Source organism: Emcibacteraceae bacterium, assembly GCA_041396985.1.
GTDB lineage: Bacteria > Pseudomonadota > Alphaproteobacteria > Sphingomonadales > Emcibacteraceae > Pseudemcibacter.
Window position 1 is genome coordinate 527,515 of sequence record JAWKXO010000003.1, and the last position, 22,199, is coordinate 549,713.

Sequence of the window (22,199 nt, forward strand, 5' to 3'; positions counted from 1 at the left end):
TTATTTGTCCAGCCTAATACCGATGGATTTTTTATGTGCCTGCAATCCTTCCTCATCGGCGAGTTTCATGGCAGGTGGCCCGATTTTACCAAGGCTCACTCTGTCACATTCAATAAGCGTATTTCTTTTCATGAAATCAAGCACGCTTAGTCCTGATGAAAAACGCGCACTGCCGGACGTGGGCAGAACATGGTTTGGCCCGGCAATATAATCACCGATGGCTTCCGGTGTATAACGGCCGATAAATATGGAACCGGCATTTCTGATTTCTGACAGCATTTTTCGTGGCTCATCCAGTGCCAGTTCAAGATGCTCCGGCGCTATCCGGTTGATAAGGGCCGGTGCTTCCGACATTTCAGAAATGCAAATAACACAGCCATGATTTTCCCAGCTTGCACGGGCAATTTCTGCTCGCGGCAGTGTTTTTAAATGCTCTTCTACAGCTTCAATCACTTTTTTTGCGTAATCCGCATCATCGGTAATCAGAATGCTTTGGGCCACTTCGTCATGTTCGGCCTGCGATAACAGGTCAATGGCTATCCAGGCAGGATCATTTTTATTATCGGCCACCACCAGGATTTCTGATGGTCCGGCAATCATATCAATGCCGACTGTGCCAAAGACTTCCTTTTTCGCGGCTGCGACATAGGCATTTCCGGGCCCCGCAATAATATCCACGGCTTTAATGGTTTCGGTGCCGTAGGCAAGGGCGCCGACCGCCTGAGCGCCGCCTATTTTATAAATTTCATCAATCCCCGAAATATGCGCGGCGGCGAGTACTAATGGGTTTAAATACCCCCTTGGTGAAGGAACCACCATAATAATGCGCTCAACCCCGGCGGCTTTGGCCGGAATGGCATTCATCAATACCGATGACGGGTAGGCGGCCTTACCACCCGGAACATAAATGCCCGCGGCTTCAACCGCGTTCCAGCGCACCCCCAGGGCCACACCGATTTCGTCGGTCATACTGTCATCTTCGGGGATATGGCGAATATGAAATTCCCTGATACGGTTTGCCGCAATCTCAAGTGCGTCGAGCGTTTCTTTAGCGCAGGCGGCAAGAGCGTCTTTTATTTCTTTTTCACTGACCCGCATTGTCTCTGATGTCAGTGAAAGTCCATCGAATTTTTCGGTATAGCGGAGCAGGGCTTCATCACCGTTTGCTTTAACATCTTTCAGGATTTCTTTTACCACACCGGAAACATCATTTTCGGTGTCCCGGTTTTCTTTAAGCAGAATTTCAAATTGCTGCTCAAAATCCGCATCCCTGCTGTTTAGCACTTTAACCATTGACGGCCTCTCTTACCCGGTCAAGGATCGGGCCGATTTCCGCATTGCGTGTTTTAAACGCTGTCCGGTTAATGATAAAACGCGACGTGATATCAAGGATCTTTTCAATTTCAACCAGGCCATTGGCCTTAAGGGTGGCACCAGTGCTGACCAGATCGACAATGCGTCGGCAAAGTCCAAGCCCCGGGGCCAGTTCCATAGCGCCGTTAAGTTTGATACATTCTGCCTGAACGCCCCGCTTGGCAAAATATTTTGATGTGAGATTGGGATATTTGGTGGCGACACGAACATGGCTCCAGCGGCTTGGATCGTCCGTTTTGCTCATTTCAATCTGTTCGGCCACGGAAATGCGGCAATGCCCGATATCCAGATCAAGCGGCGCATATATTTCAGGATAATCAAATTCAAGCAGTACATCATTACCGGCCACCCCAAGCTGCGCAGCACCAAAAGCGACAAAGGTCGCCACATCAAAGCTTCTGACACGGATAATGCTTAAATTTTCGATATTGGTTTTAAACATCAGTTTCCGCGAGTCCGGATCATCAAATTCTGTCTCCGGCTGAATGCCGGCAGCGTTGATGATCGGCATCACTTCCTTAAGGATGCGTCCCTTCGGCAGGGCCATTACCATTGGTTCGTTTATCTTTATTGTCATCGCGTGAACTGCCTTAACTGCTCTCAACCATCTTCATATGCGCCCTTTTATCGAAAAGTGAAGGGAATGGCTAGTTTTAATATGATAATTTAGAGAAAAATTACTCGCTCAGGCCTTCAATGACTTTATGCTTTGGATGGCAGGTTGCGGGATAGGGTGCACCGATATCTTTCATCTGCGCTTCGATCACTTCCGCTTCAAGCCGAATGACCGCATCCGCGGCAAAAATCAGGTCAATGGCAATATTCCCATTCTCAAGCGGCAGGGTTTCAATCGCCAGAAGTTCGAGCACATGTTTTTTATCCTCCTGAGGGATATTCTGGCTGGTAACACTTAAAATATCAGAAAAATGACAGCCAGTGCGGATGCGGTGGCAGGCCTTATCATCTTTTCCAATCTTATCCTCCCAGACATAGCGATTAAGCATTAATGCAAAGATCCGGCTTTTCGGGGAATAGCTGAAATCGGCAACCACAGTCACCGCATCCTGAAGATAAGCGGATAGGATGGTCAGGTCCTCTTTATCCTGCGCTTTTAATCTCAAGCCTTTTGCCATAAAGTTCCCTTTAAATCCCCAAATTGGCGTCACGGACTATTTTTGCGCCAACGGCACTGAGCTTTTCTACCAGACGTTCATAGCCGCGATCAAGATGATAAACACGGTTGACAAAAGTTTGCCTGTCCGCGACAAGCCCGGCCAGGATCAGTGACATGGACGCCCGAAGGTCGGTTGCCATAACCGGGGCCCCCAGCAGATGATCAACCCCACGCACGGTGGCGGTTGAGCCATGTACGGTAATATCCGCGCCCATCCGGGTCAGTTCCGGTACATGCATGAAACGGTTTTCGAAGATGGTTTCATTAATCACTGATGCCCCGTCACAAAGTGTCATCATTGCCATGACCTGTGCCTGCATATCTGTGGGAAAACCGGGGTAGGGCTGGGTGGTCACATTAATGCCGCGAATATTATCGCGTCCCAGTTTTACTATCACGCCACCCCCAGTTTCGGTGAACTCCAGTCCCGCCTGTTTGAGCACGCCGACCGATCCCCTCATAGCGTCGAGCAGATTTTCACCTTTAAGCTCCAGTTCGCCCCTTGTCATGGCGGCGGCGACTGCGTAGCTCCCTGCTTCGATCCGGTCGGGCATAACCGAATATTCGGTGCCATGAAGCTGGTCAACCCCTTCCACGGTAATGGTGCGAGTGCCAATGCCACTTATTTTTGCGCCCATGGCGTTAAGACAGTTGGCAAGGTCGGTAATTTCCGGCTCCCGCGCCGCATTTTCAATTGTGGTGGTGCCTGCTGCCAGTGTTGCCGCCATCAGAATGTTTTCAGTGGCGCCGACCGATACGGTCGGGAAAAGCACGGTGCCGCCTTTAAGCCGCCCGCCCGGGGCGACGGCACGGACATATCCTTCTTCCAGCTCTATGGTTGCGCCCATTTCTTCAAATCCCTTAAGATGAAGATCAATGGGCCGGTTGCCTATGGCGCATCCGCCGGGCAGGGATACGGTTGCCTCACCCACCCTAGCCAGAAGCGGCCCGAGCACCAGTATACTGGCCCGCATTTTTCGCACAATATCGTAAGGCGCGGTGGTGCTGGTGATACATTCGGTGGTGAAGCTGATGGTCTGGCCCTGTCCAAGCATAAGGCCTTCATTAACCACTTCAGTTTTTACTCCGTGTCCCTCAAGCAGCATTTTGAGTGTTTTGATATCGGCAAGATGGGGAATGTTGGAAAGTTTTAATGTCTCCCCGGTCAGAAGACTTGCACACATAAGCGGCAGCGCCGCATTTTTGGCCCCGCTGATCGGAAGCTCTCCCTCAAGGCGGAAACCGCCGGTTATTGCAATTCTATCCAATAAAAATTCCTATATTTTTTAATTTTATAGCTTTGGCAGTGTAACGCCGGTCTGGCCCATATATTTTCCGTTGCGGCTGTTATAAGGCACTTCGCAGGGCTCGTTTCCTTCAAAAAACAGGAACTGACAGGCCCCTTCGTTGGCATAAATTTTCGCTGGAAGCGGTGTAGTGTTTGAAAATTCCAGTGTCACATGGCCTTCCCAGCCCGGCTCAAGCGGCGTGACATTAACAATGATGCCGCAGCGGGCATAGGTCGATTTACCCAGACAGATCACCAGCACATTTTCCGGTATGCGGAAATATTCAACGGTACGGGCCAGCGCGAATGAATTTGGCGGAATGATACAGACATCGCCCGGGCGGTCAACAAAGCTGTTGCTGTCAAATTTTTTAGGGTCCACAGTCACGGAATCAACATCGGTAAAGATTTTAAATTCGTTCGATACCCGTGCGTCATAGCCATAGGATGACAAACCATATGAAATAACGCCGTTTCGTTTCTGACGGTCCTCAAACGGTTCAATCATGCCGTGGTTATTTGCTTTTTCCCTTATCCATTTATCTGACATTATTGCCATTATTTATCTTCCTTGTCTGTCATTTTCGTTATTTTTCGCGCCTGTGTTTTTCGTCTCTTCAGGTTATCCCTGAGCGCCTCGGCCAGGCGGTCCTGCTTGTCTTTTCTGATTTCCGATTTGGTGTCTTGAGTATTTTTTGTCATCTCGTTTTGCAAGTTAATTTATTCAACATTATGACCTTTTTAAGGGGATAAGAAAATAATCGCAATTAATTCCTTAAATTGACTTGCAGGATGGCGGGCATTGTGGCATGTTCCGCGCCAATTAAAGGCTTTTATAGCCAAATTCTACCCATCGCCGCTATAGCTCAGTGGTAGAGCGCACCCTTGGTAAGGGTGAGGCCGAGAGTCCGATTCTCTCTAGCGGCACCATTTTCTAGCATTTTAATCTGCAATGCTATGCAATTTCCAGTACTCTAAAAAAACAGTCTAAGTCTGAGGAATAGAGACTTAGACTGCAGTTTGGTCTGTGATGAAAAATACATCACGAGGGGGAATTAGTTTTGCAAACTTTTATATAAATGTGATACTTCTTCGGTTGAACTATTGGCATTTTTGACAGACGAAGAAATTGAAATCAGGCTTTCGTCAATTTTCTGTACCTCTTCAACGGTTGTCTGGATACTCTGGGTCATTTCCTTGGCCGTTGCGGTTTGTTCCTCGACCGCGCTGGAAACAGTTGTAACGCTGTTTTCCACCTGATGGACGGATTTTTTAATATTTGACAATTGGTCGATCACCTCGTTTGAAACTGTCTGCATATTGCTGATTTCAGAGGAAATATTGACAGTTGCATCTGCCACCTGGCTGGCAAGGGATTTTACTTCCGAAGCGACAACAGCGAACCCCTTACCCGCATTACCCGCCCGTGCGGATTCAATTGTTGCATTGAGGGCCAGAAGGTTAATCTGGTTGGCAATTTCCTGAATGGCGGAGACAATATTATTCATGGATAGGGCGGCATTGCTTAATTTTTCAGTTGATATGTCGGCTTTATTGGCTTCATTAATGGCATCGGAAACCTCAATCCGGGACCCTTCCATACTCTGGGCAATTTCATCGGCAGCGGCACGGAACTGTTCCGTTGCGGCGGAAACAGACTGGATCATCTGCAGGGTTTCGGTTGAAGATTGAGCGGCCGTGCCCGTTTGTTCATTGGCATCATTAATAGAGGACAGTAAGCTGCTGATTTTTTCATCCATAAGAGTGTTGATTTTTTCTGCATTCAGTCTTGCCAAAGTCTGTCTGGTGACATCGGATGCATATTTGACAACTTTAAACGGCTTGCCGCTCGGGTCAAATATGGGGTTATAGGATGCCTGTATCCAGACCTCGTGACCGTCTTTTGCAATTCTTTTATATTCGCCGGACTGGAATTCACCATTATTAAGCGATTGCCACAGCATTTTATAGTCATCGCTTTGTCTAAACGTTTCGTCAACAAATATACTGTGGTGTTTTCCGATAACCTCACCCCGATCATAACCAAGTGTTTTTAGGAAATTATTATTGGCATCAATGATTGTTCCATCGAGATTAAATGAAATGACCGCCTGTGATTTATTGATGGCGTCAATCTGTCCGGAATAGTCCGCATTTTTTATTTTTTGCGCAGTGATGTCGGTGGCATATTTGACGACTTTAAATGGCCTGCCACTTGGGTCAAATATCGGATTATAGGATGCCTGTATCCATATTTCTTTTCCGCCTTTTGCAAGTCGCATAAATTCAGCTGCCTGAAATTCACCGCTGGCAAGGGAATTCCAGAACGCTTTATAGTCATCAGATTTACTATAGGCCGGATCAACAAACATTCTGTGATGATTGCCGACAACCTCGCTTCGATCATAGCCGACGGTTTTCAGGAAATTATCATTGGCGTCAAGTATTGTCCCGTCAAGGTTAAAGGAAATAACGGCAAGCGATTTGTTTATGGCTTTAATCTGACCTTCATAATCGGCCATTTCCAGTTTCTGGGCGGTGATATCCGTTGCAAATTTGACAACCTTATAGACATCACCCTTATCGTTGACAATCGGGTTATAGGTTGCCTGTATCCAGACCTCATGCCCGTCTTTTGCAATTCTTTTAAATTCCGCTGATTTGAACTCGCCATTTTTTAATGAGTGCCAGAAATTTTTATAATCTTCGCTTTCGGCATAGCTTTTATCCAAAAACATACTGTGATGTTTCCCGATTATTTCTGTGAACGAATAGCCAAGCGTTTCAAGGAAATTTTCATTGGCGTCAAGGATGATGCCTTCGCTGTCAAAGGAGATAACCGCTTGCGATTTGTTAAGCGCTTTTTGTATGGACTTTGTTTCATTGGTCGATTGATTATTAAGTCCAATATTTTTGATCGTTGCGTAGATATTCATTTAATTACCCCCGAGTTTTCATCAAAAAATTACATTTCCATAAAAATTGATCTACTTGGGAGTGTACTATCTAACTCTTAATTTTCGATTAATTAAATATATTAAATAAATTTAAGTGAAAGTGTCTGACTTAGAAATTAAAATTTCATATCTGTTATGATCTGAAAAATTTATAAATAATTGATCCGATGGCTATAGCTTATCCGTATAAAGGCCATGATAAATGCAGGACACCATATTTGTATTAGGGAAAGAGATGCCTTTTGCTTGACGGCACCGGTGCCGATGTCTGATAGTCAATTCAGAAATCTTGATAAAGGCAGCAAAATGGATGAACCATCGGCTTATTCCGACTATAGCCATGAGCAACTTGTAATACTTGTCGCGCGTAACAAAGACAGGCACGCCTTTCATCAGCTATTTGACTATTTTGCCCCACGCATCAAAAGTTATCTGCTTAATTTTAACATCTCCGACCAAAAGGCCGAGGACCTGACCCAAGACGTCATGATTACCCTTTGGCAGAAGGCCGATAAATTTGACCCGGAAAAGGCAAAAATATCGACTTGGCTTTTTCGCGTGGCCAGAAACAAATATATCGACAAGGTCCGTCAGCAAAAATATCCGGAGGTTAATGCGGATGATCATATTGCATCGATGATTGCGCCGGAAAAAACTGATCAGAATATTAAAGAGACACAGGACAGGGGCCGCATAGAAATGGCAATGTCTGTGCTTAATGATGAACAGAGAAAAGTCATTGAGCTTTCATATTTTAAGGAATTATCACATTCACAGATAGCCGCGGCAACCAACCTGCCGCTCGGTACCGTGAAATCAAGGATCAGAATGGCGTTTCAGACGTTAAGAGAAGAATTAGGAGACTATCGATGAAAACCCACGGCATTATTCCTGATGAATGGATTGTGTCCTATGCATCAGGCGCATTAAGTGAAGCCCATGCGCTGGTGGTTGCAACGCACTGTCATTTTCATCCAGACCTTCAGCAAAAACTGATAGATGCGGAAAATATTGGGGCCATGCTAATGGAAAGCCGCCCGCCGGCGAAAGTTTCAAGCCATATGTTTGATGATATAATCAGTAAAATTGATGATCTGCCAACGAAAGCGATGCAGCCGTCAAATGATAATGGGTTGCCATTTCCGCTGGCGGATTATTTAAACCATAAATCACTGGATCAGTTAAACTGGCGGATGATGGGTCCCGGCCTGTCACAGGTTCGCTTATGGACAGGCCCCAATGATGAGCGTCTCTGGCTCCTTAAGGCAAAGGGTGGGGCAAAAATCCCGTCCCATGATCATAGGGGGCTTGAACTTACCCTTGTTCTGCAGGGAAGCTATCATGTTGGTAATGAGCAATATGGTCCGGGTCTCTTGGAAATTGCTGATGATGAGAAAAAAAATCATACGCCGCTTATTGATCCGGGCGAGGATTGCATCTGTCTGGTTGTGACGGAAGCCCCGATTAAAATCCACAGCTTCCTTGGGCGTCTGGCGCAGCCCTTTATTGGACTATAATAAGTACGACAGTTTAAATTTGATCCGAAAGCGGCTTTTTTTCGTAAAATAGACTGTGAGCTATGAACGTAAATGGCAAGGTAATTTATGAAAAGAAAATGGAAAAGTGCCTGGGTCGTCGGCGGCAGCACAGGTCTTGGTGCTGCACTGGTCAGGAAATTAGCCTCAAATGAAGTTTTAACATATGTTTCCGCCCGAAACACTGAAGCTTTAGAGGCATTAAAAGAAGAAAACCCGTCCATAATCCCTTATCCGCTTGATGTAACAGACCCGGATGCCTGCGCTCATGTTTTGTCCACTGTACTTGAAGCCAATAATGGACTGCCTGATCTTATTATCTTAAATGCGGCTATCTATTCCCCTATGGGGGTGGAAAATTTTAATGCCTCGGAAATTTCAAATATGATGACTGTGAATTTTTTGGGCATTGTGAATATGTTGTCGGCTCTGCTGCCACATAAAAGGTCAGAAAAACAGGTGACGATTGCTACCATTACATCACCAAGCGGCTGGCGGGGGCTTCCGGGCGGGATTGGCTATGGGTCATCCAAGGCGGCGGTTATTAACCTGATTGAAAGCATGAAAGTCGAACTGGATAGCTCCGGGTTTGATCTCCGGCTGGTAAATCCCGGCTTTATTAAAACCCGTCTGACCGATAAGAATAATTTTAAAATGCCACAGCTTATGAGCGCGGATGACGCCGCAGTCCGGACGCTTGATGGTTTATCGGGGACCAAATTTGATATATGTTTTCCCAATCCTTTTCTTTTTTATTTAAAGCTTCTTCGCATTCTGCCCTATTCATTGTTTTTCTGGATGATGAATAGAATAACCAATAACAAAAAGGCCCGGTAAATGGGCCAACATTTTTTTGGAGGGAGATTATTATTTAATGGATAAGTCTATTTTTCCTTATAAAATGAAAGCGTGACACTGCCGAAGTTCAAGCCCCATTTAGTTACATATGCCCTGTTAATCATGACGCCATCTTCCTGCAGGAACATCCAGTCATCAAATTTCAGTTTGTAGCTTGTATTACCCACCGGCAAATCAAAAATATAGGTCCAATTAAATGCGTTTCCTGATCTTCTTCCATTTGCAGTACCAATCACGCCATTGGTGGTTCCTTCATAATAACCATCGGGAAGAATTTTGATCGTCCAGTGCCGCTTGTCAATCTTACCATTATTATAGATGAAATCTTCATCGAGTGTTAGAACACCCTTATCAACAGATCCGGTAATATTGACTTTAAACTGGCTTATAACTTTACCTGTACAATTTTCAAAAACACCATAGGCGACAGTTTTACCGTTAAAATAATCCTCCAGAATAAATTCCGGCAAATTACTACTATAATCACTTAAGTCCATACAACTTCGTCCTTTTACTAGTTTTATAAAAAGATTAAATAAATTCATTTTTTAAGCATGTTCATGTTCGATGCTATAATGCATGACATCAATTGTTCCCCGCTCGAACGCGGTGATACAATAATCCAGATAATAGAGCCATAACCGGTAAAAGCGCTGATCAAATCCCTGTTTTTCAATCTCCGGCCAGTTATGCAAAAAATTATCTTTCCAGTGGCGTAAGGTCAGTGCGTAATCCTGACCAAAAGAAAATTCATCAACAATTTTCAATCCGGCTTTTTCAGTGTTCTCAGCAAAAACCTGATTGCTGGGGAGCATCCCACCGGGGAAAATATATTTCTGGATGAAATCCACACTATTGCGGTATTTTAAATAACGGTCATGATCAATTGTAATAACCTGTATGACCGCTTTGCCAGTCGATTTAAGACGGTTTCTTATCGTTTCAAAATAACTGTGCCAGTGCTTTTCACCAACGGCTTCAAACATTTCGATTGAAACTATTTTATCAAATTTTCCGGCAGTATCGCGGTAATCTTCAAATGCGAAAAGATCTTTATGCGAAGAAATTTTTGCAAGTCGCTTGTTCGCATAATCCAGTTGCTCCTTTGAAATTGTGATGCCGCGGTATTTAATATCATGATTTGAAATGGCCTGTTCGGCAAAGCCGCCCCAGCCACAGCCTACTTCAAGGACATTATCCCCTGATGATAATTCAAGCTGATCTATAATCCGGTCATATTTTGCGATCTGGGAAGTTTTTAGATCAGAAGTATCATTAAAAATACCGGCCGAATAAGTCATGGTTTGATCCAGCCATTTTTTATAAAAATCATTGCCCAGGTCATAATGAAAGGAAATATTTTTCCTCGATCCTTCACGATTATTATCATTCAGAACCAGATGTAAAAAACGGTTCATCAAATCAGAAAGAAAACTATTCTGCTTTTTTGGGAAATATTTTTCATTATCAAGAAACCAGTTGCAAAGGGCATAAAGGTTACTGATCTGTATCTGCCCATTTATAAAGGCATCAACAAAGGCAAGCTGCCCGGAAAGCATATACTGCACCAGGCTTTTCCAGCTTTTAAAGTCTATTGAGACATTATGGCCCGGATATTTTCCCAAATGAATAATGGATTGCTTATTGGGGAGTGTTACTTCAATTCGTCCATATCGCGCTTTTTTTATACGGGAATGAACTATTTTTGTAAAATATCCAGCAGGTGCATTTGGCGTCTGAAAATGTAAATGTTCATCACGTTTGTTTTTTAGAACGTCAGTATTTTTCATTTGGCAGCCCTTTTTGCTTTATTTTTTTGCTTTTTGGCGATTAACAATGCTTCGGATGACTGATAGCTGTGATGCCCCAGATGCTGATAAACCTTTATGCCCTTAAGCTTAAGTTTAAGGGCTTCATAAAGTATTCCACCCATTACTTTCAGCGTCATAAAAGGCATTTTAATGCCCAGGAGTAAAAGCGTTTTGTCGGTGATTTTCTGCCGTCTGCCGGAAAAGCATGCAGTCAGCCTGGTAATTTCCGCCTGTTTATAATTAATTGTTACTGAGGCTTTTTCGTCCGGCGGGGTTATTGAAAATTCATAATAGCCCTGCTGATCAAAAAACGGGCTGACATGGAAAGATTTTTTTGCGAAATGTGTTTCTTTAAAAGTCCCTTTTTCGGGAACGGCATAAATGTAATTATGGCGCTCGGCAAAAGTGTTTCGCACTTCGTAAATAATGGCAATATTCAAGTCATTTTCGCCGTAACAGTAAAAAACACTGAGCGGGTTAAAAACAAATCCCAATATACGCGGATAGGTAAGAATTTTTATTGATTTCACCTTTGAAGCATCAATGCCGTTTGCGCTTAAAAGGGATAATAATCTTTCTTTTAGACTCGCAGAATTTGATGTCTCCGGGTCACCATAATCCGCTTCATGAAAACTCACGAGATTAAATTTATTTAATGAAAATAAACGGTTATTCTCCGCAATAGATGCCAGATGATCAAGGTCGGCATAAAAGGTGAAGACATTATAACGAAGCTCGTGTGTTTTCGGCGCAAAACGTTTATGGAATACGGTTCCGATATAAAGGCAGTCTTTTGTCATCAGGCGGCCTTTTCTTTGTTGTTATTGGCTTCGGGTGCGGTTTCATTTTTTTCCTGCAGCGCAATGATCCGTCCGTTCATTTGAGGAACGGTCCACGGGCGTTTTACATCGCCCAGTTGTTCTGCGGCGAAAAGCCCACTTTGCAATCCATCCTCATGAAAACCATATCCGAAATGAGCACCGGCATACCAAATGTTGCGATGCCCCATTATGTTTATTAAGTCTTTTTGAGCCCTTAAGGTCGATAAGTCAAAAATCGGATGATCATACTCTTTCCGGTAATGAATGAGCTCCGGTTTGGGGTCAAATTGCGGATTTAAAGTCACAAAAAGCGGCGTTTGTGTTTTTAATGGCTGCAATTTATTCATCCAGTAGGTAACAGACAGCTGGTTATCGCTATCGCTGCTTTTCTGACTATAATTCCAGCTTGACCAGACCTTTGTACGTTTGGGCATAAAGCGGGTGTCACTATGAAGCACAGCCAGGTTTTTTGCATATTTAAAGGCACCAAGGATCGATTTTTCAAGCGGATCGGCATCTTTTAAAAGTTTAAGGGCCGTATTGGCATGTGTTGCGATAATGATACGATCATATTTCTCACTGTCCGATCCTGCGGGTGTGACCCAAACACCATCAATGAAGCGTCTTACCCCCTCAACTGGGGTGTTTTTAAAAAACCTTGCATCACTTTGCCCGATTAATGCTTTCACATATTGCTGACTGCCGCCAGTAATCGTGGACCACTGCGGCCGGTCTTTAATTTGAAGCAATCCATGATTTTTACAAAATCTTAAAAAGCTGGTGAGGGGGAAGTCACCAACTTTACTGGATGGCGTCGACCAGACCGCAGCGGCCATCGGTAAAATATGATCGCTTAAAAATGAGCTATCATATTTGTTCTGTTCCAGATATTCACGAAGCGTAATATTTTCAGCTTCAGCCGGGATTAATTTAAAACTTTCGTCATAAAACCGTAAAATTGAACTGACCATTTTCCAGAAGCGGGGGCGAAGAAAATTTCTTTTTTGGGCGAATAGTGTGGATAAATTCTGGCTTCCGGCATATTCAAAATTGCCATTATCAAGGCTTACACCAAATGACATTTCTGTGGGATAAGGATTGATCTTGAGTAATTTAAGCAGTTCCAGAAAATTTGGATAATTTCTGTTATTGCAGACAATAAAACCGGTATCCACCGGAACAATGCCATCGGCGGTAATGGCCGAGACCGTATTGGCATGCCCGCCATAATGATCATCAGCTTCATAAACGGTTACATCATGCGCTTTTGAAAGCAGCCAGGCGGCACCAAGGCCAGCAATGCCTGAGCCTATTATGGCGATTTTTAATCTGTTTTCGTTGCGCATAATTGCTTTCCTTATTTGGTCATATTCTTATTACGAATTAAGATCCAAATTGGATTTACGAATTGCTCAATTTTCAAAAATTATTTCCCAGTCTTCAATATCACCGTCAATTTGATGAAATTGCGGGGCAAGGGCAGGGGTCAGTCTGTCTTTATATTCTTCATAAAGCTTGGGGTCGCGTACGATAAGTTTATTTAATAAATGCTGCCATTCATATTTGACCTGGCCTGTGGTGACGGTGATTGGGGGGAGGGAATTATCCTGTGGCATCAGAATTTTGCTGCGGTCAAAATTATAACCACGACGGTCAGCTTCGTCGCAGACTGAATGAAGATAACTGCTTATATAGGAGATCGGGGTGGTTGCCGCTTTAAAGCGATTTAGCTGGGGATGGTTTTTATAGCCCTTTGTCTTTCCGTCCAGAACTTTCTGGGCCAGAAGTGTTTCCCGCCAAAGCGCTACCAGCCCCTTACTATCAAGATATTTTGGGTGCAATGACCAGATTCTCATTCTCTTTCTCCGTCAAAGAGTAATTTATGGGTTGGGAAGCCTTCTCGCTTCGCCCTGGCGACAAGGTCATTCAATGTGGTTTTGGGTAAATTTTTCTCACGGCTTAAAATCCATAAATATTTGCGTCTTTCTTCGCCAATCATGGCATATTGATAGTTGTTATCCAGGGCAATGATCCAGTAATCACCGGCCAGAAACGATAATTTCAATGATTTTAGGAAAAACTGAACTTTCAGTTTTGCATTTGTATCACTGTCAACAATCCAGGCACGACCGGTAGCTTTCTTTATCTTGCCGTTTTTAGGGCCCAGCCTGCATTCATTAAGCACATCAATATCGCCATCTTCCCGAAGGGAATATGTCGCTTTACTATCAACGCATCCTTTCTGGAACCAGTGATCAATGCGCGCAATTTCGTGCCATTCGCCGACATATTTCTGCAAATCAACTTTTGGCACCGTTTCCAGCTTGGAAAATTTCGACTGTCCTGATGCGCAGGCGGATAATCCCAGAGCTCCCAACAAAAGGCATAAATTTTTCACTGAAACCACTTTCTGTTTTTCATTTTTGGTCTTTATACGGGAAACAGAAAAATTGGATCAGGAATTGTGTTATTTAATTTTAAAATATTGCTTGTCAATTATACCCTTCGGGGAAACGATCAGGGACAAGATTAAGCAATATATTATGTTCAAGAAGCGCTTTGGCACCGGCAAGCAACAGGCTGAACCCTTCCGTTGAATCGAGGGTCTGTCGGATTATTTCATCGCCCGTTCCTTTAAAGCCCGAATTTTTAATGGTCACAAAAGTGGTATCATCAAGTCGTGGTATAAAAATCCATTCAATCAGGGTGGCTTCCTTATAATGCCCCCATTCAACCAGAATCCGTTTGTTTGTTTCAATTTCCTGAACCCGGACATCGACTGAAAAATTATACATATCCCATGTCCATTTAATGTTTTTTCCGGGGTCCAGTTTGCCACTGCTTTTTGTGAACCAGAATTTTGTGGTTATAGCCGGATCAATAAAAGCATTAAATACGTCTTCTACGGGTCGTCTGATCAGCATGGCTGTTTCGACATCGGGCATATTCTCAATCAGCATTTTTATTCCTCTACATGTAATTTTAAGCGGTCGAGAGCGTCATCCCACTGTTTACCGATTTTATCCAGAAATTCACGGGCCGTTTCAATTGCGTCCGCTTTCATGGAGAAGCGGTTTTCCCGCCCCAGACGCTCCGACCTGACAATGCCGACCTCTTCAAGCACATGAAGGTGTTTTGTAATTGCTTGACGGGTCAGATTGAAATTCGATGACAGTGTGTTGATGGATTTGGGCCTGCCGTCGCCAAGCTTTTCCACAAGCATCAGCCGGGTCGGGTCACCCAATGCGGCAAAAATCTGTGCGAATTTTTGGGTATCGACCTCTATTTCATGATTCAGCATTGGGACTGCTCAACATGAATCTGAATATTGGTCATCTGTGCTTCCCAGCCGCCTTCGTTCATGCGGATGGCGTCGGAATAGCGGTTTTGCGGCAATGTTTCAAAACCGGATTCGGTCACTGAAAGGAATGTACCCCCATCCACTTCCTTTAAATTAAATTCGACCAGGGTTGGCACCTCATCCGAATAATCATGATCGGGGTCAACGGCATAAGGATGCCAGGTGAATGAAAATCTGCTCTTCGGCTCAATTTCCTTGACCATTACTTCCCAGTTTAGATGCTCATACCCCGGGTAGGTCAGTTTGCCTGTTGCCTTTTTTCCCGCCTTAAACGGACCATCAAGCTTCACACGGAACCAGGTTCCGAATTCTTCATGATCCGTCAACGCATGCCAGACTTTTTCAAGGGGAACTTTCAGGGTAATATTTTTTTCAATGCTGTTTTTCATAATGCAACTCCTCAGTTGCATATAAAGTATCAGACAATTTTTAAAATGCAACTATTTTGTTGCGCAATTTATTTACCACTAAAGATTTTCAACATGTCGGGCAAAATTATTCAGAATTGCCTGCCAGCCATCACGCTGCATTTCAATAGGGTTTTGATCTTCAGGATCAAATGTTTCCCGTACTATTACGACATTATCCGTTTCCGTAAATTCCACAGTCGCCTGCCGGTCGCCAAATGAAAATTCAATCAGTTTATGAGGGATAATTTTTGTATATTCACCGGCAAAATCAAAGCCAAAACTGCCGTCCTTGGCTTCCATCCGTGAACTGAAAGCCCCGCCGACCTTTAAATCAACTGTGGCTTTTGTTGTATGCCAGTCATCAGACGCGGCGTTCCATTGGACAATATCATCAGGAGTTGTCCAGGCACGCCACACTTGTTCTATTGGGGCTTTTACTGTCGTTTCAACGGTAATTTTCATTTTTTTAGTCCTTCTGATTTTTGGGTTTCTTAAATAAAAGCTCAAGATATTGTCGTAAATGCACCAGACTTTCTTTGGCTAATTCAGCATCTTTCTTCGCTTTTGCAAAAATGAATGCCCCCTGCAAGGTGGATTGAATAAAATATCCAAGACTTTCAATGCTCCACGCGGCATTCGGTGTATACAGAATTCTGGCTTCTTCAATATCCTTCATCAATGTTGCAATATGGGCGGACATGCCGCTATCGCATACCGTTCTGATATCGGGGTGGGTATCATAAGTTTCCTGGACAAGTGTTCCGAAAAGACAGGTATATTCCCTGATTTCACCCTCCATAATGGCGATGCGGAAATTCACATAACCGATAAGCCGATCCACTGGATCTTCATATTGATTGTAGGGGGCTTCTTCGAAAAAGCCTTCTGTCATTTTGCCCCATTGCGTTGCTGCTTCGAGTGCCAGTTCATCTTTGCTTTTAAAATGATGAAAGAAACTGCCTTTGGTGACCCCGGCTTCCTGACAGATATCGTCAACTGTTGTTGCCGTATATCCTTTGGCGCGGATGATATTTTGAGCTGCACTAAGCAATTTTGTTTTGGATTGATGTTGCGTTTGTATTGTCATTTTAGTCCGGCGATTCTTTTCCATACCAATTGGTATGTTATATACCGACTAATTGGTATGGTGTCAATAATGAATTTGCTTTTTAAATTCCGATACAAATTTTCCCGTGCCTTAAAATATACATAAACAGTGATTAAAGATTCATAGACAGGCAAAGTGTGATCAGTAAAAATTGAATTTTTGGGTTTTCATTTAAATTGGCAATAAAAGAGAATGAATTTGACAGACGAAAATAAGCAGAATGAAAAGAACAGGGAAGCGGCCAGAGGGATATTCCTGATTGTTGGGGTATTAATCGCCCTGGGGATAACTGGTGCCGGATGGTTTGTTAAGGAAGGGCTTATGACCTTTCGCAAGGAAGATCGTGTTGTCAGTATGAAGGGGCTGGCCGAACGGGATGTGGAAGCTGATCTGGCGATCTGGTCGCTCAGTCACAGCGGCACCTCAAATGATTTGGCAGCACTTCAGAGATCAATAGAAGATCATCAGAATATCATTCTCGCCTATCTTAAAATTGCCGGTTTTAAGGACGCGGAAATCAGTATCCAGCCCTTACAGGCACAGGATTTGCTGGCGCAGGCTTATCGTCCGGACGGGGTTGAGCGGGGCCGTTATATCATCACCCAGATGATTACGGTCAGAACGTCCGATATGGATAAAATGGATAGTGCTTTAAGCGGACTGGGGCAGCTGATCAGTAAAGGTGTCAGCCTGACCAATTCCATGCAACCAAGCTATATGTTTACCCGACTTAATGACATAAAACCGGACATGCTCGCTGAAGCCGTGAGAAATGCCCGTGAAAGTGCAGAACAATTTGCAATGGTTTCCGGGCAGAATATTGGCCGGATTAAATCAGCGCGTCAGGGTGTGTTCCAGATTTTACCACGCGATCCGGTTAATTTTGCATCCGAACAAAACCAGCGCTTTAAGAAAGTCCGGGTAGTTTCCACAATCGATTTTTTCTTTGAGAAAAATTAAGGCATTAAATTTTAACCCCATATAAATACGGATTAAATTTATAGAGGATAGGTTCGGTTTTTATTGTTATTTGTTTTTAGAAGCCATATAAACTGGCGTCATGAAAACGGGCGATAGAATCAGATATTTATCTTTATTAACAATTACCGCGTTCCTGATGAACGTGATCATGCCGTTTTTTGCCATTTATAATGTTCAGCAGGCCGTTGCTGCCGAAGCCAGCCAGTCGCAATCCGGTGAAATGACTTCCATGTTTGGGGAAAAGGTACTGATCTGTACCCCGAGCGGTTTTAAATGGGTTAGCTGGGATAATTTGCTGGATGGCAAGGAAAAGGTTCCCGAACATTCCCAATATAAATGTGCTCTCTGTTATGTTTCGGCAAACAGCGCGAAAACAACTTTGCCCGTACTGGAACTGGTGTTCGATTTACAGCCTGAGATTGAACATATCCCCCACTATATTTCCGATTTTACCGCGATTGATCAGTTTACCGGCCACGGTTTTCTGACCCGTGCCCCGCCTTATATAGCCTGACCTCTATTTACATTGTCGGGACACCCCCGTGGTGTGTCCGACCCATATTTATATTTATATACTTATATTTAGTAAGGCTATTATTATGCATAGTTCAAAATTTCTATTGGGCGTTTTATGCGCCGGCACGTCTCTGGCAAATGCGTCATTTGCGCAGGAGACACAAAAAACAACAAGACTTGGTGAAGTCACTGTGGAGACTGAGGCAGCGTCATCAGCAACCGGGAAATCCTATTACCCGGAAATTTCAACACCATCCTATAATTATGATGACGGGGGCGATTTTCTTCAATCCATTCCCGGCGTCACTGCCAGCCGCTTTGGCGGTCACGGGGTTGAGCCGATTATTCGTGGTCAGTCGCAGAACCAGTTAAATATTATTGCTGATAATGCATTTATCTATGGCGGATGCCCGAACCGGATGGACCCACCGTCTTCTTATCTTGATATTAATTCATTTGATGAAATTATTGTCACCAAAGGCTATCAGTCAGTCCTGAACGGCCCCGGCGCCACCGGCGGCAGTGTTGTGCTGGAACGTCATGCCCCGGAACTGACAGCGGAGACCTCTATCAGCGGGAGCCTTAATGGTGGTTATGAAACCAATGGGGACACATGGCATTCCGGTGCGAACCTGATCGGCGGTAATGAAAATCTTTATGCCCGTGGTAATGGATCCATTAAAGAAGCCGGTAATTACAAGGATGGTCAGGGAAAGGACGTCAGAAGCTCGTTCAAAGAGCGTTCAGGCGGCGTAACCTTTGGCTTTACCCCAGGTGAAAACCATTTTTATGTCGGATACGATATTCATCAGATTGATGATGCCCTGTTTCCCGGCGCGGGGATGGATAGTCCACTGTCAAAGGTCCAGACTGTCCGTAGCGGATTTGAACGGGAATTTGATGACGGTGTAGTGCGCAGGATTGATGCGAGCGCCTATCTGTCGATGGCAGATCATATCATGGATAATTACAGTTTAAGACCGGCCGGTGCCATGTTAAGCAGGGTTACTTCTGAATCTGACACATACGGAGGAAACTTGAAAACCGATTTTGCCATTGGTGAGCAGATATTGAAAACATCGGTCGATTTTCGTCATAATAACCGTGACGCCAACCGCTATCAGGGCATGATGGCGAATAATGTCAGTATGTTACAGTCTGTAATGTGGCCGGATATCACGGCCAGTGAAATTGGTTTGGCGGCAGAAACCACCTATACCCTTTCAGTGGATGACCGTTTAACGGTTGGGGGCCGATATGACCATGTCAATGTTAGCTATGGTCGCGCCAATCAGGCATCAATGGTTACCGGACTGAGTGCCAATGATATTTACATGCAGTTTTATGGGGTTGGTGCCCGTGAGAAAACCGAAAATAATTTTGGCGGTCTTATTAGGTACGAACATGACATTGATAACACCCTAACCGTTTTTGCCGGGGTCAGCCGTGCCATCAGAACCGCTGACGCTACCGAGCGGGGCCTTGCCAACTTTATGGTAATGATGGGGAACAATTTATCCTGGGTTGGCAACCCGGAACTGGCCCCGGAAAAACATCATCAGTTTGATGTCGGATTAAAGGCAGAGACCAATGAATGGGATTTCAGTGTCAGTGGTTATCTGAACCGTGTTTCTGATTATATCCTGCGTGATTCTGCCCGTGGACAGGCCGGTATTCTTGTGACTGCGCCAAATGCGGATGTTTACCGTAATATTGATGCCCTGCTTGCCGGGTTCGAGGTTGAAGCAAACTGGGCCATTTCACAAACAGTACGGTTCAATGGTGATGCGACCTATACATATGGTGAAAATCTTGATGATGATATGCCATTGGCTCAAATTCCGCCACTGCAGGGATCGTTCGGTCTAAACTGGCAGGCCCATGAATTTGTTGAGCTGGGGGCCAATTTACGCTGGGCACTGAAGCAGACACGGGTTGATACCAATCCGCTCACCGGAACTGGGCGTGATGTCGGTCAAACCAGCGGTTATGCTGTCGTAGATTTAAAAGCGACCATTACACCGATTGATCCGCTGACCGTGACCGTTGGCGTCAGCAACTTGTTTGATCAGACTTATGCCAACCATTTGAACCGTTCAAATGTGTCTGATCCGACGGAAATCAGGGTTAATGAAGCTGGCAGATCCTTTTATCTGCAGGTGAAAATGACCTTCTGATTTTAAGAAGTGAGGGAACGGATTTAAAAACTGCCGTTCCCTCCATTTGTGCCGGAATTTTAAAATGCTGCATTTGAGTAAATTGAAAATCATTCCGCTGATCTGCGCCGCAATGGTGCATGTTCTGATCGCTGCCGTGATCATGGAAACGGATAAACCGGTGACGGTTTTGCCAAGTCAGACCATAAAGGTCAGTCTGGTTAAGCCCTCAGTGCCGGAACAGGCAGCCGTTATTGAAAATGTGGAAAATAAGCAATCACTGCCTGATACATTGGCGGAAATAGATGTTCCGGAAAATGCCCTGCAGGAAAAAGCGCTGGTTTTAAAGGAAAAAGATACGCTTGCAAAAGAAAATCCGAATACGTCAGATCAGGAACCTAAGGAAGAAGCGGCGGTTGAGCATCCTGTGACTGAAAACCTTAATCCACCACACCCTTTGACAACGGGAATTGCTGACAGTGAAGCCACAGAAGAACTTTCCGCCATCAGCGAACCGGTTGCAGCAGCATACCTGAATAATCCTCCGCCAAGCTATCCAAGAATAGCCCGCCTGCGCCGGCAGCAGGGCACAGTGCTTCTAAATGTCGAGGTTGAGATGAACGGTCACCCCGGCGACATTCAGGTTGTTAAATCAAGCGGTTATCAACTGCTTGATCAGGCGGCAATCAATACCGTTCGTAAATGGCGTTTTCTGCCGGCAAAACGTGGCAATGAGCCCGTTAAGGCCAATGTGGAAATCCCGATAACATTCCAGATAAAGAGAAAACAATGAATATAGCATACATATTTGAACATGGAGACCCGATTTTAATCGCAACTTTTTTTCTGCTGATCGTTATGTCAGTGGCCAGTTGGTATATAATTTTTTCAAAAATCCAGATGGTCAGAACTGAAAATGGACATTTAAATTCCTTTAAGATGCAATATGCGACGTCATCGGACTGGCCGACAAAGATGACCGGCAGAGAATATGAAGGAAAGGGCAGCATAAGCCGTCTGTTAAACGAAGCTTATCAATTAAAACCGCAGCTGAAGGATAAAAGCCCTGAACAAAGACAGAAGCTGCTTACGCTTCATTTGTCCCAAAATCTTGATGAAAGCCGGGTACGACTGGACGAGGGACTGACAATCCTTGCGTCCATCGGCAGTTCAGCCCCTTTTATAGGGTTGTTCGGGACCGTCTGGGGCATTTACGGAACACTGACGGATATTTCATCCATGGGGAATGCCTCTCTCAATGTCATCGCCGGGCCGATGGGGGAAGCACTCATTGCGACAGCCGTTGGGCTCTTCACGGCAATTCCGGCCTATATTGCTTATAATTATTTTCTCCGGCGCAACAGGGTTTTGGTGCAGCAGCTAAGGCATATTTGTGAGCAACTGACCCTTTATCTTGAGCAGGCGGGAGAAAAATAATGGCCTTAAATGGTTTTGATGATGATGACTATGCCGCCCCAATGGCGGAAATTAATACAACGCCGCTTGTGGACGTAATGCTTGTATTACTGGTGATTTTTATGGTCACGGCCCCGATGCTGACCCAGGCGATTAAAGTCGAACTTCCCAATGAAGCAGCAACGCAAATTGCCGATGAAAACCCGATTGAAATAACAATTTCCCAACATGGAATTTATTATTGGAATGATGTGGCAATGACAGAAGTCAAACTTGCGCAACGTCTGCAACTGCTTTCGGACAGTGATAAAGGAAGTGCAATTCACCTCAGGGCAGATATCAATGTTCCCTATGGCAGGGTGAGCAGGTTTTTATCGCTTGCCCAGAAATATGGTCTTAAGAATATTGGTTTTATTACCGAGCCGGAATGATT

The 22,199-nt window shown here is 44.5% G+C and carries 27 protein-coding genes and 1 tRNA gene; 10 read left to right on the forward strand and 18 right to left on the reverse strand.

All coding sequences use genetic code 11. The annotated features are described in order from the left end of the window. The 6 genes from hisD to R3D86_10645 all read right to left on the reverse strand — a co-directional run bounded on the left by hisD (nucleotide 1) and on the right by R3D86_10645 (nucleotide 4,538). Nucleotides 1-1,293 carry a histidinol dehydrogenase gene (gene hisD, locus R3D86_10620; protein MEZ5758662.1) on the reverse strand — a complete coding sequence of 431 codons (1,293 nt, stop codon included), beginning with the start codon at nucleotides 1,291-1,293 and terminating at the stop codon, nucleotides 1-3. Further along, nucleotides 1,286-1,951 carry an ATP phosphoribosyltransferase gene (hisG, locus tag R3D86_10625; protein MEZ5758663.1) on the reverse strand — a complete coding sequence of 222 codons (666 nt, stop codon included), beginning with the start codon at nucleotides 1,949-1,951 and terminating at the stop codon, nucleotides 1,286-1,288. The genes hisD and hisG overlap by 8 nt, the downstream gene beginning before the upstream one ends. Before the next feature lie 100 nt (nucleotides 1,952-2,051). Beyond that, on the reverse strand, nucleotides 2,052-2,507 hold the full coding sequence (locus tag R3D86_10630; GenBank protein ID MEZ5758664.1) for a DUF2948 family protein: 456 nt from the start codon (nucleotides 2,505-2,507) through the stop codon (nucleotides 2,052-2,054). Between the two features lie 10 nt (nucleotides 2,508-2,517). Next, complete coding sequence (gene murA, locus R3D86_10635; GenBank protein ID MEZ5758665.1) at nucleotides 2,518-3,816, reverse strand: UDP-N-acetylglucosamine 1-carboxyvinyltransferase; 1,299 nt, start codon at nucleotides 3,814-3,816, stop codon at nucleotides 2,518-2,520. A 24-nt stretch (nucleotides 3,817-3,840) separates the two neighbouring features. Next, complete coding sequence (gene dcd / locus R3D86_10640) at nucleotides 3,841-4,395, reverse strand: dCTP deaminase (protein MEZ5758666.1); 555 nt, start codon at nucleotides 4,393-4,395, stop codon at nucleotides 3,841-3,843. Further along, nucleotides 4,395-4,538: a hypothetical protein gene (locus R3D86_10645; GenBank protein ID MEZ5758667.1), complete on the reverse strand. Its 144-nt coding sequence runs from the start codon at nucleotides 4,536-4,538 to the stop codon at nucleotides 4,395-4,397. Before R3D86_10645 ends, dcd begins: the two co-directional genes overlap by 1 nt. Before the next feature lie 153 nt (nucleotides 4,539-4,691). Here R3D86_10645 and R3D86_10650 point away from each other — a divergent pair. Next, nucleotides 4,692-4,766, forward strand: a tRNA-Thr gene (locus R3D86_10650). Nucleotides 4,767-4,891: 125 nt separating this feature from the next. Here R3D86_10650 and R3D86_10655 read toward each other — a convergent pair. Continuing rightward, complete coding sequence (locus R3D86_10655; protein MEZ5758668.1) at nucleotides 4,892-6,772, reverse strand: PAS domain-containing methyl-accepting chemotaxis protein; 1,881 nt, start codon at nucleotides 6,770-6,772, stop codon at nucleotides 4,892-4,894. A 285-nt stretch (nucleotides 6,773-7,057) separates the two neighbouring features. Between R3D86_10655 and R3D86_10660 the strand changes: the two genes are divergently transcribed. The 3 genes from R3D86_10660 (at nucleotide 7,058) to R3D86_10670 (ending at nucleotide 9,165) form a co-directional block, all read left to right on the forward strand. Next, nucleotides 7,058-7,666: a sigma-70 family RNA polymerase sigma factor gene (locus tag R3D86_10660; protein MEZ5758669.1), complete on the forward strand. Its 609-nt coding sequence runs from the start codon at nucleotides 7,058-7,060 to the stop codon at nucleotides 7,664-7,666. Beyond that, a complete protein-coding gene (locus tag R3D86_10665) occupies nucleotides 7,663-8,310 on the forward strand; it encodes a ChrR family anti-sigma-E factor (protein ID MEZ5758670.1) in 648 nt (215 codons plus the stop codon). The genes R3D86_10660 and R3D86_10665 overlap by 4 nt, the downstream gene beginning before the upstream one ends. Nucleotides 8,311-8,397: 87 nt before the next feature. Beyond that, nucleotides 8,398-9,165: an SDR family NAD(P)-dependent oxidoreductase gene (locus tag R3D86_10670; GenBank protein MEZ5758671.1), complete on the forward strand. Its 768-nt coding sequence runs from the start codon at nucleotides 8,398-8,400 to the stop codon at nucleotides 9,163-9,165. A 47-nt stretch (nucleotides 9,166-9,212) separates the two neighbouring features. Here the strand turns inward: R3D86_10670 and R3D86_10675 are convergent, their stop codons facing one another. The 11 genes from R3D86_10675 to R3D86_10725 form a co-directional block, all read right to left on the reverse strand. Then, nucleotides 9,213-9,731 carry a DUF3833 domain-containing protein gene (locus R3D86_10675; protein MEZ5758672.1) on the reverse strand — a complete coding sequence of 173 codons (519 nt, stop codon included), beginning with the start codon at nucleotides 9,729-9,731 and terminating at the stop codon, nucleotides 9,213-9,215. 3 nt (nucleotides 9,732-9,734) lie between these two features. Beyond that, nucleotides 9,735-10,976 (reverse strand): cyclopropane-fatty-acyl-phospholipid synthase family protein, encoded by a 1,242-nt coding sequence (locus R3D86_10680; protein MEZ5758673.1) that lies wholly within the window; start codon nucleotides 10,974-10,976, stop codon nucleotides 9,735-9,737. Then, nucleotides 10,973-11,797 carry a DUF1365 domain-containing protein gene (locus R3D86_10685; protein ID MEZ5758674.1) on the reverse strand — a complete coding sequence of 275 codons (825 nt, stop codon included), beginning with the start codon at nucleotides 11,795-11,797 and terminating at the stop codon, nucleotides 10,973-10,975. The genes R3D86_10680 and R3D86_10685 overlap by 4 nt, the downstream gene beginning before the upstream one ends. Then, nucleotides 11,797-13,164: an FAD-dependent oxidoreductase gene (locus tag R3D86_10690; GenBank protein MEZ5758675.1), complete on the reverse strand. Its 1,368-nt coding sequence runs from the start codon at nucleotides 13,162-13,164 to the stop codon at nucleotides 11,797-11,799. Before R3D86_10690 ends, R3D86_10685 begins: the two co-directional genes overlap by 1 nt. A 66-nt stretch (nucleotides 13,165-13,230) precedes the next feature. Beyond that, nucleotides 13,231-13,674 carry a pyrimidine dimer DNA glycosylase/endonuclease V gene (locus R3D86_10695; protein ID MEZ5758676.1) on the reverse strand — a complete coding sequence of 148 codons (444 nt, stop codon included), beginning with the start codon at nucleotides 13,672-13,674 and terminating at the stop codon, nucleotides 13,231-13,233. After that, nucleotides 13,671-14,216, reverse strand: a complete 546-nt coding sequence (locus R3D86_10700; GenBank protein ID MEZ5758677.1) for a lipocalin family protein — start codon at nucleotides 14,214-14,216, stop codon at nucleotides 13,671-13,673. Before R3D86_10700 ends, R3D86_10695 begins: the two co-directional genes overlap by 4 nt. A 94-nt stretch (nucleotides 14,217-14,310) precedes the next feature. After that, nucleotides 14,311-14,778: an SRPBCC family protein gene (locus R3D86_10705; protein MEZ5758678.1), complete on the reverse strand. Its 468-nt coding sequence runs from the start codon at nucleotides 14,776-14,778 to the stop codon at nucleotides 14,311-14,313. A gap of 2 nt (nucleotides 14,779-14,780) precedes the next feature. Further along, nucleotides 14,781-15,119: a metalloregulator ArsR/SmtB family transcription factor gene (locus tag R3D86_10710; protein MEZ5758679.1), complete on the reverse strand. Its 339-nt coding sequence runs from the start codon at nucleotides 15,117-15,119 to the stop codon at nucleotides 14,781-14,783. Beyond that, the gene (locus R3D86_10715; protein ID MEZ5758680.1) at nucleotides 15,113-15,568 is read right to left on the reverse strand and encodes an SRPBCC family protein; all 456 of its coding nucleotides are present in this window, start codon (nucleotides 15,566-15,568) and stop codon (nucleotides 15,113-15,115) included. Before R3D86_10715 ends, R3D86_10710 begins: the two co-directional genes overlap by 7 nt. Nucleotides 15,569-15,646: 78 nt before the next feature. Then, on the reverse strand, nucleotides 15,647-16,051 hold the full coding sequence (locus tag R3D86_10720) for an SRPBCC family protein (GenBank protein ID MEZ5758681.1): 405 nt from the start codon (nucleotides 16,049-16,051) through the stop codon (nucleotides 15,647-15,649). A 4-nt stretch (nucleotides 16,052-16,055) separates the two neighbouring features. Continuing rightward, a complete protein-coding gene (locus tag R3D86_10725) occupies nucleotides 16,056-16,676 on the reverse strand; it encodes a TetR/AcrR family transcriptional regulator (protein ID MEZ5758682.1) in 621 nt (206 codons plus the stop codon). 219 nt (nucleotides 16,677-16,895) lie between these two features. Here R3D86_10725 and R3D86_10730 point away from each other — a divergent pair, with 219 nt between their 5' ends. The 6 genes from R3D86_10730 to R3D86_10755 all read left to right on the forward strand — a co-directional run bounded on the left by R3D86_10730 (nucleotide 16,896) and on the right by R3D86_10755 (nucleotide 22,197). Beyond that, entirely contained in the window at nucleotides 16,896-17,657 is a 762-nt protein-coding gene (locus R3D86_10730; GenBank protein ID MEZ5758683.1) for an SIMPL domain-containing protein, read from the forward strand. Between the two features lie 100 nt (nucleotides 17,658-17,757). Beyond that, nucleotides 17,758-18,192: a hypothetical protein gene (locus R3D86_10735; protein ID MEZ5758684.1), complete on the forward strand. Its 435-nt coding sequence runs from the start codon at nucleotides 17,758-17,760 to the stop codon at nucleotides 18,190-18,192. An 85-nt stretch (nucleotides 18,193-18,277) separates the two neighbouring features. Continuing rightward, nucleotides 18,278-20,371, forward strand: a complete 2,094-nt coding sequence (locus R3D86_10740) for a TonB-dependent copper receptor (GenBank protein MEZ5758685.1) — start codon at nucleotides 18,278-18,280, stop codon at nucleotides 20,369-20,371. Between the two features lie 64 nt (nucleotides 20,372-20,435). Then, nucleotides 20,436-21,143: an energy transducer TonB gene (locus R3D86_10745; GenBank protein MEZ5758686.1), complete on the forward strand. Its 708-nt coding sequence runs from the start codon at nucleotides 20,436-20,438 to the stop codon at nucleotides 21,141-21,143. After that, nucleotides 21,140-21,787, forward strand: coding sequence for a MotA/TolQ/ExbB proton channel family protein (locus R3D86_10750; protein MEZ5758687.1), 648 nt, complete (start codon nucleotides 21,140-21,142; stop codon nucleotides 21,785-21,787). The genes R3D86_10745 and R3D86_10750 overlap by 4 nt, the downstream gene beginning before the upstream one ends. Then, complete coding sequence (locus tag R3D86_10755; protein MEZ5758688.1) at nucleotides 21,787-22,197, forward strand: biopolymer transporter ExbD; 411 nt, start codon at nucleotides 21,787-21,789, stop codon at nucleotides 22,195-22,197. Before R3D86_10750 ends, R3D86_10755 begins: the two co-directional genes overlap by 1 nt. Nucleotides 22,198-22,199 lie beyond the last annotated feature (2 nt).